The organism is Mesorhizobium sp. dw_380, assembly GCF_018588885.1.
GTDB lineage: Bacteria > Pseudomonadota > Alphaproteobacteria > Rhizobiales > Rhizobiaceae > Mesorhizobium.
In genome coordinates, this window is sequence record NZ_JAFFIW010000028.1 from 61,932 (window position 1) to 75,608 (window position 13,677).

General features: G+C 63.4%; 17 protein-coding genes. 8 read left to right on the forward strand and 9 right to left on the reverse strand.

What is annotated here, in order from left to right:
* Positions 1 to 4 precede the first annotated feature (4 nt).
* From JT360_RS23365 to JT360_RS23375, 3 genes are all read right to left on the reverse strand, one after another.
* Positions 5 to 298: a type II toxin-antitoxin system RelE/ParE family toxin gene (locus tag JT360_RS23365; protein WP_214474471.1), complete on the reverse strand. Its 294-nt coding sequence runs from the start codon at positions 296 to 298 to the stop codon at positions 5 to 7.
* A 2-nt stretch (positions 299 to 300) separates the two neighbouring features.
* Complete coding sequence (locus JT360_RS23370; RefSeq protein ID WP_214474472.1) at positions 301 to 540, reverse strand: CopG family ribbon-helix-helix protein; 240 nt, start codon at positions 538 to 540, stop codon at positions 301 to 303.
* A 188-nt stretch (positions 541 to 728) separates the two neighbouring features.
* A complete protein-coding gene (locus tag JT360_RS23375; protein ID WP_214474474.1) occupies positions 729 to 1,364 on the reverse strand; it encodes an FMN-dependent NADH-azoreductase in 636 nt (211 codons plus the stop codon).
* Between the two features lie 108 nt (positions 1,365 to 1,472).
* On the opposite strand from JT360_RS23375, the gene JT360_RS23380 reads away from it, so the two are divergent.
* From JT360_RS23380 to JT360_RS23395, 4 genes are all read left to right on the forward strand, one after another.
* A complete protein-coding gene (locus JT360_RS23380) occupies positions 1,473 to 2,426 on the forward strand; it encodes a LysR family transcriptional regulator (protein WP_214474476.1) in 954 nt (317 codons plus the stop codon).
* A 147-nt stretch (positions 2,427 to 2,573) separates the two neighbouring features.
* Positions 2,574 to 3,155, forward strand: a complete 582-nt coding sequence (locus JT360_RS23385; protein ID WP_214474478.1) for a TetR/AcrR family transcriptional regulator — start codon at positions 2,574 to 2,576, stop codon at positions 3,153 to 3,155.
* Positions 3,156 to 3,280: 125 nt separating this feature from the next.
* Complete coding sequence (gene fabF, locus JT360_RS23390) at positions 3,281 to 4,585, forward strand: beta-ketoacyl-ACP synthase II (RefSeq protein ID WP_214474480.1); 1,305 nt, start codon at positions 3,281 to 3,283, stop codon at positions 4,583 to 4,585.
* A 74-nt stretch (positions 4,586 to 4,659) separates the two neighbouring features.
* On the forward strand, positions 4,660 to 5,472 hold the full coding sequence (locus JT360_RS23395) for an oxidoreductase (protein ID WP_214474481.1): 813 nt from the start codon (positions 4,660 to 4,662) through the stop codon (positions 5,470 to 5,472).
* A 206-nt stretch (positions 5,473 to 5,678) separates the two neighbouring features.
* On the opposite strand, the gene JT360_RS23400 is transcribed toward JT360_RS23395, so the two are convergent.
* Entirely contained in the window at positions 5,679 to 6,272 is a 594-nt protein-coding gene (locus JT360_RS23400) for a TetR/AcrR family transcriptional regulator (protein ID WP_214474482.1), read from the reverse strand.
* A gap of 66 nt (positions 6,273 to 6,338) precedes the next feature.
* Here JT360_RS23400 and JT360_RS23405 point away from each other — a divergent pair, with 66 nt between their 5' ends.
* Positions 6,339 to 6,764 (forward strand): VOC family protein, encoded by a 426-nt coding sequence (locus JT360_RS23405; protein WP_214474483.1) that lies wholly within the window; start codon positions 6,339 to 6,341, stop codon positions 6,762 to 6,764.
* Between the two features lie 3 nt (positions 6,765 to 6,767).
* On the opposite strand, the gene JT360_RS23410 is transcribed toward JT360_RS23405, so the two are convergent.
* Positions 6,768 to 7,733, reverse strand: coding sequence for a S1C family serine protease (locus tag JT360_RS23410; RefSeq protein ID WP_214474484.1), 966 nt, complete (start codon positions 7,731 to 7,733; stop codon positions 6,768 to 6,770).
* A gap of 225 nt (positions 7,734 to 7,958) precedes the next feature.
* On the opposite strand from JT360_RS23410, the gene JT360_RS23415 reads away from it, so the two are divergent.
* A complete protein-coding gene (locus JT360_RS23415; protein WP_214474485.1) occupies positions 7,959 to 8,831 on the forward strand; it encodes a S1C family serine protease in 873 nt (290 codons plus the stop codon).
* An 8-nt stretch (positions 8,832 to 8,839) separates the two neighbouring features.
* A complete protein-coding gene (locus tag JT360_RS23420) occupies positions 8,840 to 9,475 on the forward strand; it encodes a helix-turn-helix transcriptional regulator (RefSeq protein WP_214474486.1) in 636 nt (211 codons plus the stop codon).
* 244 nt (positions 9,476 to 9,719) lie between these two features.
* On the opposite strand, the gene JT360_RS23425 is transcribed toward JT360_RS23420, so the two are convergent.
* Complete coding sequence (locus JT360_RS23425) at positions 9,720 to 10,058, reverse strand: type II toxin-antitoxin system VapB family antitoxin (RefSeq protein WP_250889018.1); 339 nt, start codon at positions 10,056 to 10,058, stop codon at positions 9,720 to 9,722.
* Positions 10,059 to 10,165: 107 nt separating this feature from the next.
* Here JT360_RS23425 and JT360_RS23430 point away from each other — a divergent pair, with 107 nt between their 5' ends.
* Positions 10,166 to 11,032 (forward strand): SDR family oxidoreductase, encoded by an 867-nt coding sequence (locus tag JT360_RS23430; RefSeq protein ID WP_214474487.1) that lies wholly within the window; start codon positions 10,166 to 10,168, stop codon positions 11,030 to 11,032.
* Here the strand turns inward: JT360_RS23430 and JT360_RS23435 are convergent.
* The 3 genes from JT360_RS23435 to JT360_RS23445 form a co-directional block, all read right to left on the reverse strand.
* Positions 11,029 to 11,322, reverse strand: a complete 294-nt coding sequence (locus JT360_RS23435; protein ID WP_214474489.1) for a type II toxin-antitoxin system RelE/ParE family toxin — start codon at positions 11,320 to 11,322, stop codon at positions 11,029 to 11,031. The genes JT360_RS23430 and JT360_RS23435 overlap by 4 nt on opposite strands.
* Positions 11,319 to 11,555, reverse strand: coding sequence for a type II toxin-antitoxin system ParD family antitoxin (locus JT360_RS23440; RefSeq protein ID WP_214474491.1), 237 nt, complete (start codon positions 11,553 to 11,555; stop codon positions 11,319 to 11,321). The genes JT360_RS23435 and JT360_RS23440 overlap by 4 nt, the downstream gene beginning before the upstream one ends.
* A 385-nt stretch (positions 11,556 to 11,940) precedes the next feature.
* A partial coding sequence (locus JT360_RS23445; protein ID WP_214474493.1) for an OmpA family protein occupies positions 11,941 to 13,677 on the reverse strand: 1,737 nt, incomplete at its 5' end.

The following is a 13,677-nucleotide window of genomic DNA, read 5'->3' on the forward strand; positions in this document are numbered from 1 at the left end:
TGGCTCACAGGATTCGCGGCCACTGTTGGGCGGCGTGCATGACGGTCAGTATTTCGACGACATCTCTGCTTACGCGATAGGGGACGATATAGGGAATATCGGCCAAAACGAGTTCTCGCGTCGCTTTGATGCGTCCAACACGACCCATGGCCGGCTGTTGGGTGAGCAGCTCCGTTGCGGACAAGATGCGTGCAATGACACGAGCGGCCGCTTCGGGACTGTCTTTTTCGATGTGCGCGCCGATTTCATCAAGCCGACGCAAAGCCCGCTTGGTCCAACGGATTGTCTTTCGGCTCATAATCAGCCGGTGGGCTTGAGGTATTTCCCAATCACGGCAGCCAGCTCTTGCTCATTGGCGAATTCACCGCGCTCGGCCTCGGCCAATCCGGCCTCTATCTCAGCGAGCTGCCACTCTTGACGGGCTACAAAGTCTTCGATGGCCTGGGCGGCAACATAAGAGCGCGATCGATCGAGCTTTTCGGCGAGCTGATCGAGCCTGTTTGCGGTGTCGTCGGGGAGGCGTACGGTAAAAGCTGTCATAGTCGCGGTTCGCCTTGGTTCACTATGATTGTCAATGAACCAAGGTGGATCGTCAAGCCGCACGCTAGGAATCGTGGGGTGCCCTGCGGATTCTGCGCTGCCTGAAGGTTGGCAAGCAACGGCTGGCGTTGGACAGCAAGAAAAGGCAGGCACCAAAACGCCTGCCCCTTCCAGTTCGAAGTCTTCCCTTAGGCCGCAGCCGCGACATCGCGGCTGGCAGCGACCACGGCATCGACCTTGGCGGTCGCCTTGGCGAGCGCTTCGGTCACCGCGTCGGGGCCCATGCTGACGCCTTCGATGCGGATGACGTCGACATCGGTCATGCCGATGAAGCCCAGGACGCTGCGCAGATACGGGATCGCGTGATCGAACTGCACGGCCGCACCCTCGGAATAGATGCCGCCCGAAGCGAGCACGATATAGACCTTCTTGCCGGTGACGAGGCCCTTGGGGCCGTTCTCGCCATAGGCAAAGCTCCTGCCGGAGCGGGTGACGTGATCGACCCAGGACTTCAGCGTCGAGGAGATGTTGAAGTTGATGAAGCCGGTGGCGAGGATCACCGTGTCGGCGGCGAACAGCTCATCGAGCACGACGTCGGACACGCCGACGACCTCAGCCTGGCGCTGGGTGCGGGCCTCAACCGGCGTGTAGATGCCGGTCGCATAGTCCGTATCGATATGCGGCAGCGGGTTGGCGACGAGGTCGCGCACGACGAGCGTGTTCGACGGATCGGCGGCGACGAGCTTTTCAGCGAATTCGGTGGCAATGCGGGTCGAGTGCGAGGCAGCGCCGCGCGGGCTCGAAGTGACAAGAAGAATGGACATAGCGGGTCTCTCCAGTGGGATGAATTGTCCCGCCACATATGGGGCTATATACCCATCAGATAAACTGGTATATTTTCTATACGATCCATCCACAAAATAGATAAAGCAATGCAGCCCAACCCGACGCTCGACCAGCTACAGATCCTTGTCGCCGTTGCCGATACCGGGAGTTTCTCGGCCGCCGGCCGCAAGCTCAACCGGGCTCAATCCGTCATCAGCTACGGCATCGCCAATCTCGAGGCGCAGCTTGGGCTGAAGCTGTTCGAGCGCGAAGGCACGCGGGAGCCGCAGCTGACCGAGATCGGCCGGGCGATGCTGGAGGATGCGAGGCGCATGATCGGCGTGCTGCAGCGCATGCGTTCGCGCGTCGATGGCCACCACCACGGGCTGGAGGCGGAAGTGGCGCTGTCGGTCGACGCGGCGTTGCCTTCGCCCGTGCTGGTGCGGGTGCTGAAGGCGTTCGAGGCGCAGTTTCCGACCGTGATGCTGCGCCTGCATATCGGCACGCTCGGCCTGATCCCCGATCATGTCGTCAGCGGCCAGGCCGACCTCGGCATTGGCGGCCTGCTGGGCGATGTCGACGTGCATCTCGTGCGCATCGGCTTCATGTCGATCGTGCTGGCCGCGGCACCCAGCCACCCGCTGGCGCTGCTGCCGAAACCGCTGGCGCTCGAGGATGTGCGCGAACACACCCAGCTTGTCGTCACCGACCAGTCCGAACGCACCAAGGGACGCGATTTCGGGGTCTTCGCCTACCGAACCTGGCGCCTCACGGATGTGCGCACCAAACACATGCTGATGCGCGAGGGGCTGGGCTGGGGCGGCCTGCCGCGCTGGCTGATCGCCGACGACCTGGCGAGCGGCCGGCTGGTGGAACTCGACCTTGAACCCTTCAGCGAGGTGCGCTCGCCGCTGTTTGCGATGCATCGCAACGACACCAGCCCGAAGCCGGCGGCGGCCTGGCTGATCGAGCGGTTCAAGCGCGGGCTCGGCTGCTTCAACGAATTCGAGCCGGGCGAGGTGCCGGAGGAAGAGCCGGAAATCCCCAACGCGCAGGGGTGAGCTCTCACAGAGGCCATGCCAGAACGGCGCGAGCCGCAGCAAGAGCATTGCCGTTTCCCCTTGTTGACAGGCGCCACGTTCAAATAGATTGCAATCGAACTCTATCTTAGATATAAATGTCGTACGTAATCTAAATTAGAGGTCGACATGAGAGTGAGTCGTGCGCAGGCGGAAGCAAATCGCGAAGCGGTGATCAACGCCGCGAGCCGGCTTTTTCGAGAGCACGGCTTTGATGGCATCGGGCTGAAGGACCTGATGAAGGGCGCCGGCCTAACTCAGGGTGGATTCTATAAGCAGTTCGAATCCAAGGACGATCTGGCGGCACAGGCATCAAGGCGGGCGATGGAGCACGCGACCCTGAGATGGTCGGCCGCTGCCGCTGCAAGCCCTGATCCGCTCGAGGCCGTGATCGACCTCTACCTTTCACCTGGACATCGCGAAATGAAGGGCGAGGGTTGTCCATTGGTGGCGCTTGGCTCGGACGCGGCGCGTCAAAGCGAGGAGGTGAGAGAGCCATTCCAGGATGGCATCGCGGCTCACCTCGAGATTCTCGACCAATTGATGCCTGCGGCTGAAGGGCCGGGAGACCACCACAAAGCCATGGCGATGCTGTCGCTCATGGTGGGTGCGGTAACGATCTCCCGCATCCTGAAAGATGAAGAGATGTCTCTGCGTTTTCTCAGTGCCGCTGCTGGCGAAGTCAGGCGAATTGCGGCTTCGCGGGAATAGCTCCGCTCCGGTACGCACTGCGCGCACCTTGATCACCTCAAGGCGCGCCTTCGCCGAAGTGAACAAGCGGGTGATCGCGATCGAGCGTCCGCGCGGGATCCAACAGAATGACAGCCGGAGCACATATGCGTCGCATCGTTATTACAGGCATGGGAGCAGTTAGCCCCCTCGGAGCCAATGTGGCGACTTCCTGGTCCCGGCTCTTGGCTGGTCGCTCGGGCATCCGGAGGCTTCCGGATGAAGTCGTGGGAGACCTGCCCGCGAAGATCGGCGCAACGGTTCCCTCCCTGCAGGAAGACGCCGAAGCTGGCTTCGATCCGGACACCGTCCTGGCTCCGAAGGAACAGCGCAGGGCAGACCGCTTCATTCTCTTTGCACTGGCGGCGGCGGAAGAGGCGCTGTCCCAGGCGAAGTGGAAGCCAGTCTCGAACGATGACAAGGCCCGCACCGCAACGATCATCGCTTCGGGTGTCGGAGGATTTCCCGCCATAACCGAAGCTGTGCGAACCGTTGATCAGCGCGGTGTTCGGCGTCTCTCGCCGTTCACGGTGCCATCGTTCCTGGTGAACATGGCTGCGGGACAAATTTCGATCCGATACGGGTTCAAAGGTCCGCTTGGCGCTCCGGTGACAGCGTGCGCGGCCGGCATTCAGGCGATCGGCGACGCGGCGCGTCTTATCCGCGCCAATGAAGCCGACATCGCGGTGTGCGGCGGAACCGAAGCCTGCATGAACGCGGTCAGCATCGGCGGTTTTGCGGCGGCACGCTCTCTCTCGACATCCTTCAATCACCGTCCTGATCAGGCCTCCCGTCCGTTCGACATGTTGCGTGACGGCTTCGTCATGGGCGAAGGAGCCGGAATCCTGGTCGTCGAGGCATTGAGCCACGCGCTCGCGCGCGGCGCCAAACCGCTCGCCGAACTCGTCGGCTACGGCACGACGGCGGACGCCTATCACATCACGTCCGGTCCCGAGGATGGCGACGGTGCGCGCCGAGCCATGGAGATCGCGATCAGCCAGGCCGGCATTTCGGCACGGGACGTCCGCCACCTCAATGCCCACGCCACCTCCACGCCGGTCGGCGATGCCGGGGAAATCGAGGCGATCAAAAAGGTCTTTGGCGCGGATTTCAGCATAGCTGTCAGCGGAACAAAGGCGGCGACAGGACATCTGCTGGGAGCGGCCGGCGGGCTTGGGGCCATCTTCACGATCCTGGCGCTCAGGGATCAGGTCGCGCCGCCGACGCTCAATCTGACCGCTCCCGATCCGGCCGGGGACGGGATCGATTTCGTCGCAAACCAGGCGCGGCCCCTGGAGATGGACTACGCGATCTCCAATGGCTTCGGCTTTGGAGGGGTCAACGCCAGTGCGTTGTTCCGGCGCTGGACGGATACGTTATCCGGCGCGAGCGCGGGGGGACCCTCTGGCTGAGCTTGCCCTTGGCCGCGCCTGCGCAGGTCACATTTCAAAAACACAAACCCAGCTAAAAGAAAGAAGCGATTTCCATGAACAAGATCAATCCCGGCGTCGCCTTGGTGACGGGCGCATCCACCGGCATCGGATACGCAACGGCCAAAGCCTTGCAGAACGCGGGCTTTCGCGTGTTTGGAACCAGCCGTCGGGCCGCCGAGCGATCTGACGGTGTTACCATGCTTACCTGCGACGTGACTGATGACGCGTCCGTGGCGAAACTGGTCGATGACGTTTTGGCCAGGGCCGGACGCATCGACCTGCTTGTCAACAATGCCGGCATGGGTCTGTTTGGCGGTGCGGAGGAGTCCTCGACCGCCCAGGCCCAGGCGCTGTTCAACGTGAACGTCTTCGGCGTTTTCCGCGTGACCAACGCGGTGCTGCCGGCAATGCGACGTCAAGGGAAGGGCAGAATCGTTAATTTGAGTTCGGTACAGGGGTTCATTCCCGCTCCCTATTTTGCGCTTTATTCATCGACCAAACATGCCATCGAGGGCTATTCCGAATCGCTCGATCATGAATTGCGACCGTTCGGCATTCGCGTTTCGCTGGTGGAGCCCGCCTATACAAGGACATCATTCGAGGACAATCTCGCCGCACCCGATCAGTTGCTTGATATCTATGATTCCGCGCGCGCCGGCATGACTAAGGCCGTGCGGAAATCGATGGAAAAAGGCGATGCGCCCGAAGTGGTAGCCGAGACCGTTCTGGCCGCCGCGATCGATCCCGCTCCGAAGAAGCGCTATGCGGCGGGAAAAATGGCGCGCCAGGTCAGTTTCCTGCGCCGTTTCGTCCCCGCGTCCGCATTCGACAAAAGCCTGCGAAAGCAGCTCGGCCTGCCGGTCTGACGACGCCACCAATCCTGTTTCGCTCGCTGGGAAGAAATTTTGAACGCATTTCAGGACATGACACTTTTGGAAATCCCGCGCTCCCGGCAATCGTGATGCCCTGATCAGGCAGTTCATGGCGGCCGGCGACAAGCCCAGTGAGATCCTCTCCCGCAACCGAACGGTGAGCGCGTAACCACCTTGGCATCGTGGAACGATGAATCGCGTCAGGCGCGGGACAGCCCGTCAATCAGCGCCATGAGAACGGCGCGGTAATCCTCTGCCGAGCCGCCGGCCTCGATGGCAAGCGCCGCGCGGTCGAACGCAGCAGCAAGCAGCGCGGTCAGTGCTTCCGCCGGCAATCTCGTCATCGTGTTGGCGCGCATCGCCGCGACCAGGCCCTCGCGCAGCGAGCGGTTGCCGTGGCGGTTGTCGATAGCGTCCATGGCGGCGCGGCCGAGCACGGCGGGGCCATCGAGCAGCAACAGCCGCGTGCGGCCGGGCGCGCGCATGGCGGCGAGATAAGCATCCGAACCTGCGATCAACGCATCGCGGGCTGCGAGCGAGGGTGGCGAAGCGCGGTCGATCTCGTCGGCCACCGCCCGCGCCTCCTGCTCGACGACGGCGGCAAACAGCGCCTGCTTGTCGGCGAAATGATGATAGAGCGCGCCGCGCGTCACGCCGGCGGCGGCGACGATCTCGGGCGTCCCGGTCTCGGCATAGGATTTTTCCGTGAACAGCTTTCGCGCCGCCGCGATCAGGTCGGCGCGCGTCGCCTCGGTGCGGTCGCGGTTGGAGCGGCGCGCGGAGTCCTGTTGCATACATGCAGCCTGTATGTTAATAGCATTTACATGCAGACTGTATGTGGTTTGACGGGAGAAGAAAAGATGAAGACCACGAGCTATTACCCGGTGCTGATGACCGGCGACGTCGCCGGTACGGCGGCATTCTACGTCAAGCATTTCGACTTCCGCCCGCTGTTTGAAAGCGACTGGTACGTGCATCTGCGATCGATGGACAACAGCAGAGTCAATCTCGGCATCGTCCAGGGCGACCACGAGACGATCCCGGAAGAGGGGCGGGGGCGCACGTCTGGCCTGCTGATCAATTTCGAGGCCCGCGACCCCGACACGGTCTATGAGCGCATTCTTGCAGCCGGTCTGCCGGTCCTGCGGACGCTCCGCGACGAGCCCTTCGGCCAGCGCCATTTCATCACCAGCGATCCCAACGGCGTGCTGATCGATGTCATCAAGCCGATCCCGCCCAGCGAGGAATTCCTGGCGCTATACACGGAGGGCGCGGCAGGGGCTTGAGCCTTAGCTCGCCCGCGCCACCGGTGTCACCGCCACCTGGCTGACGCCGGTGCGGCGCACCACCGTGCACAGCGTCTCGCGGCCGATGCGTTCGGCGTCGAGCAAGCGCACGAGGTCGTCGACGCCGGTGACCGGGCGCCCGTCGATGGCGGCGATGATGTCGCCTTCCTTGAGGCCGGCTATAGCCGCCGGGCCATTCTTCTCGACGCTGCGCAGCCGCACCGCCGTGCTGGTCGACACCTGCGACAGAAGGGCGGCGCGCCGCGGCAAATTGACGGTGTCGGCTGACACACCGATGAAGGCGCGGCGCACGCGGCCGAAGCGGATGATTTCCGAAATGACGAAATTGGCGGTGTTGGAGGCGACAGCGAAGGCGATGCCTTGCGCGCCGTGGATCATGGCGGTGTTGACGCCGATGACTTCGCCGGCCGATGATACCAGCGGGCCGCCGGAATTGCCGGGATTGAGCGCGGCATCGGTCTGAATGACGTCATCGATCAGCCGGCCGGTCGAGGCGCGCATCGAGCGGCCGAGCGCCGAGACGACGCCCGATGTGACCGTCCATTCGAAGCCGAGCGGATTGCCGATGGCAATGGCGATCTGGCCGCGCCGCAGCCGTTTGGAATCGCCCAGTGGCGCGACTTCGGTGAAGCTGCCATCGGCGCGCACCAGCGCGATGTCAGTGTCGGGGTCACGGCCGAGCACGCGGCCCTCCCGCGAGGCTCCGTCCGGCATCGAGACGCGCACCGTTCTGGCGTCGCCGACGACATGGAAATTGGTGACGACCAAGCCGTCCGGCGCGATGACGAAGCCGGAACCATGGCCGCCCTGACCGCCAATGCGCTCGATGCGGCAGACGGCCGGGCCGATGCGGTCGACCGCGTCGGCGACCGTGGTCGAATAGGCGTCGAGCAGCGTGGCGTCGGCCAATGTGTCATTGGCTTGGACTATCTGGGCGGCGAGGGCCATGAGCGGGCTCCGTGTCTTCAAGTTTGATCGTGTTTTTCCCTGTGCATGTCGTTATCCCAAAACCGCTGAGCACTTTTGGGCGACAGGCACTATATGTGCGGAGCGGCCGGAACCGCCGCGACCTGACCAGATGGCCAGTCAAACCAGCAACTAGCCGTCAGGCGAGTACCTCCGGGCGCGCTGCCGAGCGATATCTGGGCTATGCAAGAAACCCAGGAGATCATCATGAGCGATTTCAATCTGAATGCATTTTCGCAAGCCATCGCGGGTCTTGCCGCCAAGGCGGCGCCGGCAACGGCAAGCTTCGCCACGCATCATCACCGCACGGCAAGCGCCTTCCACTGGCGCGACGGCTATTTCGTCACCGCCGAGGAGGCTGTCGAGGCCGGCGAGGAGATCGAACTGACGCTTGCCTCCGGCGAGACGGTGAAGGCCGAGCTGGTCGGCCGCGATCCCTCGACGGGCGTTGCCCTGCTGAAGCCCGCGGATACGGCCACCGTGCCTGTCCTTTCCAATGCCGATGCCGTCCGGCCCGGCAATATCGCCATTGCCATCGGCAACAGCCAGGGTTCGGCACTGGCCGTGTCGGGGTCGGTCGGCGAAGTCGGCCCGGCCTGGCGCTCGATGCGCGGCGGCACCATCGACCGGCGCATCAATCTGGCCGTCGGCGCCGGCGGCCGCTTCGAGGGTGGCCCGGTGCTGGACGCCAAGGGCGCGCTGATCGGCATGTTGTTGTTCGGGCCGCGTGGCCGTGCGCTGGTCATGCCTTACGAGACCATAGAACGCGCGGTCGCGACGCTGCGTGAAAAGGGCCATGTCGCACGCGGCTATCTCGGCGCCGGCCTGCATCCGGTGCGCGACCGCGATGCGCGCGGCGCGATGGTGATGAGCCTCGACGACAACGGTCCGGCCAAGGCCGCCGGCCTGTCGCTGGGCGACATCATCGTGGCCTGGAACGGCGAGGCCGTGCATGGCCCGCGCGACCTGATCCGCAGGCTTGGGCCCGACAGCGCCGGGGTTTCGGTGACGCTTGGCGTGGTGCGCGGCGGCGAACAGCGCGATGTGACGTTGACCATCGGCGAAAAGCCGCTTTCCTGAGAGGACCGATGGAAACGCTCGCCGGTGACCGGATCATGGCTGACAGCGTCGCGTCTCGGCGGCTGGTGGTGCTCATTGCGCTTACCGACGCGGCGCGCGCCGAGCGCCTGGCCGCCACGCTTGCTGGCAGCGAGGACCTGCTGCCGGTCATTGCCGGCGGCGGCAGGGCCGACGTCGCCATCATCGACGACAGGAGCGGAGGTGCCGTGCCGGCCTCGGTGCCAAGGGTGCTGCTGTCGGGACGCGCCGGCGGTGAGCGGCCGGCCGGCGAGGTGTTTGCGGTCATGCCCGTGGGCGCCAACGATCTGCTGGTCGCCGCGGCGGCGCGGCTGGCGGCGGCCGGCTATCGCGTCTCGGGCGATGGCGGCCACGGACGCCATGAGGATTTCCATGCCGGCGAGGGCGAGCCATTCGAGGATGACGTTCTGGACGAGCATGCCGCCCGGCCAGCCTTGTCGCCTCGCGAGGCGGAGGTGCTGGCGCTGCTGGCCGAAGGCGCGCCCAACAAGGTGATCGCGCGGCGGCTGAACATTTCAGTGCACACGGCAAAGTTCCATGTCGCCGCGATCCTGATCAAGCTGGGCGCGGCCAACCGCACCGATGCCATTGCCATCGCGATGCGGCAGGGACTGGTGCTGGTCTAGGAGCAACGTATCCAGCAGACTTGGCGATCATCGCCAGAGTCGGCGCTGCCCCTCATCCGCCTGCCGGCACCTTCTCCCCGTATAGTGACGGGGAGAAGTAAGCTGCTGCGACCTCGGCGCTCCTCTTTCAACGTTGATGGTTGGCGAAGGCGGCGATGGTAGCGTCTTTCTCCCCGTCACTATACGGGGAGAAATGCCCGGCAGGGCAATGAGGGGCGGCGCCACGCCGCAGACGAAGTATGCATCATCTGGTTGGAATTCCGAGTTCGTCGTAACCGAGTATCTCGTCTTCCGTCATCGCGTGATCGCGCTTTGGTATTTGACTTGCTTGCTCTGAAATTTCCAAAAGCTTCACGATCAGTTCAGACTCTTTCGGCTGAGAGATCATGCTTTCGCGAGCGATTTCGTTTTCGAGGCTCTGCCGGATCGCCTCCGTCACGGACACGCCGCGGCTCCTGGCAAGCTCTCGCGCCAGCTGCTCTACTTCGCTATCGTTGATCGACAAAGCCATGTGATGATCTGCCATCCGGTGCGCAATTATATGGCAAATCTGTAGCTGCGCCAGGTCGTTTGCAGCCAGCAAGGCATGAGACCCTCCGCAGCGTCACCATGGCTTCCCGGCGCAAGCTCTTGTATCCGCCGGCGGCGCGGGCAAGGATCACGCAACGAGACAAAGCCTCCGGAGGAAAAATGTCGCTCAAGGGAAAGACGCTGTTCATCTCCGGCGGGTCGCGCGGCATCGGGCTGGCGATTGCCCTGCGTGCCGCGCGCGACGGCGCCAATGTGACGATCGCGGCCAAGACCGCCGAGCCGCATCCGAAGCTGCCGGGCACGATCTACACCGCGGCTGACGAGATCGAGCAGGCCGGTGGCAAGGCGCTGCCCATGTTGTGCGACATCCGCGAGGAGGCGCAGGTCGCCGAGGCGGTCGCAAAGACCGTGGAGAAATTCGGCGGCATCGACATCTGCGTCAACAATGCCAGCGCCATCCAGCTCACCGGAACGCTGGAGACCGACATGAAGCGCTACGACCTGATGCATCAGATCAACACGCGCGGCACCTTCCTGGTGTCGAAAATGTGCATTCCGTACCTGAAGTTGGCTGAAAATCCTCACATCCTGAATCTGGCGCCGCCGCTCGACATGAAGGCCAAATGGTTCAAGAACCATGTCGCCTACACCATGGCCAAGTTCGGCATGTCGATGTGCACGCTGGGCATGAGCGCGGAGTTTGCCAGGGACGGCATCGCGGTCAATTCGCTGTGGCCGATCTCGACCATCGACACGGCGGCGGTGCGCAATCTCCTGGGTGGCGCGACGGTCGCGGCGATGAGCCGGTCGCCCGACATCATGGCCGACGCAGCGCACGCCATCTTCATGCGGCCGTCACGCGAGGCATCAGGCAATTTCTACATCGACGAGGAGGTGCTGCGCGCCGAGGGCATCAGCGATTTTTCGGTCTATGCGCCAGGCGCGACCGGGCCGCTGGCCGGCGACTTCTTCGTGCCGGACGAGGTGTTTGCCAATTCCGACACGAAGATCAGGACAGCCTTCTAAAGATGCCTTGGGTAATCCATTCGCTGATGCAAAATGCGCACAACATTGATTGATCGATCGGCAATCCGCAAAAAAAGCACATGAGAGCCAACGGCATACTTCAGCAGGCCAGGGCGAATATTCTCTGCGTTTTTTGCCATCGCCGGAAATTGGTCTATCAAATTTAGGACTGAGCGAATGGTGCGGATATAAGCTTCCGCTCGCTCCAGACCCCATTCTTCCAAGGAATGGTCCCAAATGCGGTCGAGATCTGCTTTAGCTTTCGGCGAGAACCTGATGGTTCGCGTCATCCGCGCTTCTTTGACGCTAGAAAAGCGTCGAAGTCGAATGGCTCTGGATCGCCTGACATATCCCCTTCATCGATGGCCGAGCGGAGTTGCTCCAGCTTTAGCTCTTGTTCTTCCAAAAGACGAAGGCCGGCGCGAACGGTTTCGCTTGCCGATCCAAAACGGCCATTCGCTATCTGCCGCCGGATAAAGGCATCATACTGATCGCCTAGCGTGATGGACGTGTTCTTGGGCATGGCGGTCTCCGATACCAATAGATGGTACCAATCTAGCCGAATCTTGGCAAGCACGCGAGTGGGCGAGACTGGTCACGCCTCGTCTTTCTCGGCTTTGCCAACGCAAAACCGTTCACACCTTTCCGGAATTGCTCTTGAGCAAAAAACCCCGCCGGAGAGGGCCGGCGGGGCTCAGTGCGTCCCGCTGGAGTCGGGACGGGGCAGGGAACGCCCAGGCTTGAATCTGGGGTGAGTGAGCTTGCGATTCAATGAGCCGGCTCTGATGCCGCTACAAATCTCCCGATCCTGAGGCCCCGATCCCAAGCTTTCCCATCCCCGATCGAGCCGGGGATGGGTACTTCTCGCATTGAGTCCGCAAACCAGGTCATGGTTTTGAAATCATGACCTAATCGTTGCTGGCGACCGGCGCCACCAGTGGGGTAATGCGGCGGATGGCGACACGCCGGTTCTCCCGGTTGGGAGCCGAGGTGTTGACCTTCAGATACTCCTCGCCATAGCCCTGCGTCGTCAGGTTCTCCGCCGGGATGCCGAAGGCGTTGGTTAGCGCTTCGGCAACCGCTTCGGCGCGGCGGTCCGACAAGGCAAGGTTTGCCTCCGGCGTGCCGACGGCGTCGGTGTGGCCTTCGATCAGGAAGGTTTCGGCCGGGTTCTTCTTCAAAAGCTTCTCCATGGCGTCGGCGACGCCCTGCAGCTTCTGCACCTCGGTATCGGAGATCGAGGCCGAGCCGAATTCGAAGTTCAGCGTGTCAAGGTCGATGCGCCGCGCAATGTCGCGCACGCGCGCCGAACGCTTGACCTCGTTGATCGAATAGAGACGCTGGACCCGCTCCACCGGCGGCTGTTCGAGGAAGGTGTAGTAGTCGTCGTCGCTTTCGACATCCTCGGAATCGAGGATGTAGTCCCTGCGCGGGATGGTCAGCCGCATCGGCGGCAGGTCATCGCCGGGATCGCGCCAGTCGTTTTCGTCCTCATAGCTGCGCTCGTCGACATAGCTCAGCACATATTCGCGTCCATCCGGCGCAATGCGCGAACGCTGGATGACGTCGCCATAGCGGTTGCGGATGGTGACGATCCGGACACCGTTGTCACGTTCGACGACTTCCCGGGTGCGATCGCCCGACAGATCCTCATAGTACACATTCCTGGCGCCGCGGGTCATGCGCGGGGCATCATTGCTCTGGACGTACGTCTGGTTGTTGAACTGCAGGATGACGCGGTCGCCGAGTTCCTTGACGACGTCGACGCCTTTCGGACGCCGGCGGTCGCGGATGTTCTCATCGGGTGCACGCTCTACGCGCTTGCCTTTCTCCTCCGTCACCGGGGCGATTTTTTCAGGCTGGATTGCCTGCTGGGCCGACTTGTCGTCGGTGGGCGGGGGTCCCTGGTCGACCGGAGCGACCACCGGCTTGCGGCCCTGAACGCCGCCTTGCTGGGCGTTTTGCCCGCCGCTCTGCTGCTCTCCGTTCTGCTGTTCGCCATTCTGGTTGGCGGGCTTCCTCTGGCCGTTCTCGCGCCGAGCCCTGCGTTGGGCATCCTTCTGGCTGTCGAGGATAGGTGCTGCGTTCTTGTCGGCGGGTGCCTCGCCCTGCACGGGGTTTTCGCCCTGGGCAGGCGCGGCCTTGCCGGCGGTGGCAGGCTGTTCACCCGTCGCCGGCTGTTCGCCCGTGGCCGGCTGTTTGCCGGTCTGCTGCTGTTCGCCGGTGGCAGGCTGCTCACCTGTGACCGGCTGTTCGCCAACCGGCTTCCTGCCGCGCTTCTTGGTCTTGTCCTGGGGCTGCTCGCCCTGGGCGGGCGCCTGTTCTGCGGCGGCAGGGGCCTGCTCGGCCGGCGCGGCCTCGGTGTTCTGGTTCTTCTTGCGCGGATTCTCGCCCGGCTGGTTGTCGTTGGCCGGAGCGGCCTGTCCGGCTGGCGCCTGCTCGGTCTGCTGCTGCTGCTGCTGGTTGCGCTTCTTCTTATTCGGCGGCTGCTCTTGGGTTGCAGGAGCGGCCTGTCCGGCCGGCGCCTGCTCGGTCTGCTGCTGTTGCTGGTCTCGCTTCTTGCGGCGCGGCTGCTGTTCCTCGGCCGGGGCGGCCTGTTCGGCTGGCGCCTGCTCGGTCTGCTGCTGTTGCTGGTCGCGCTTCTT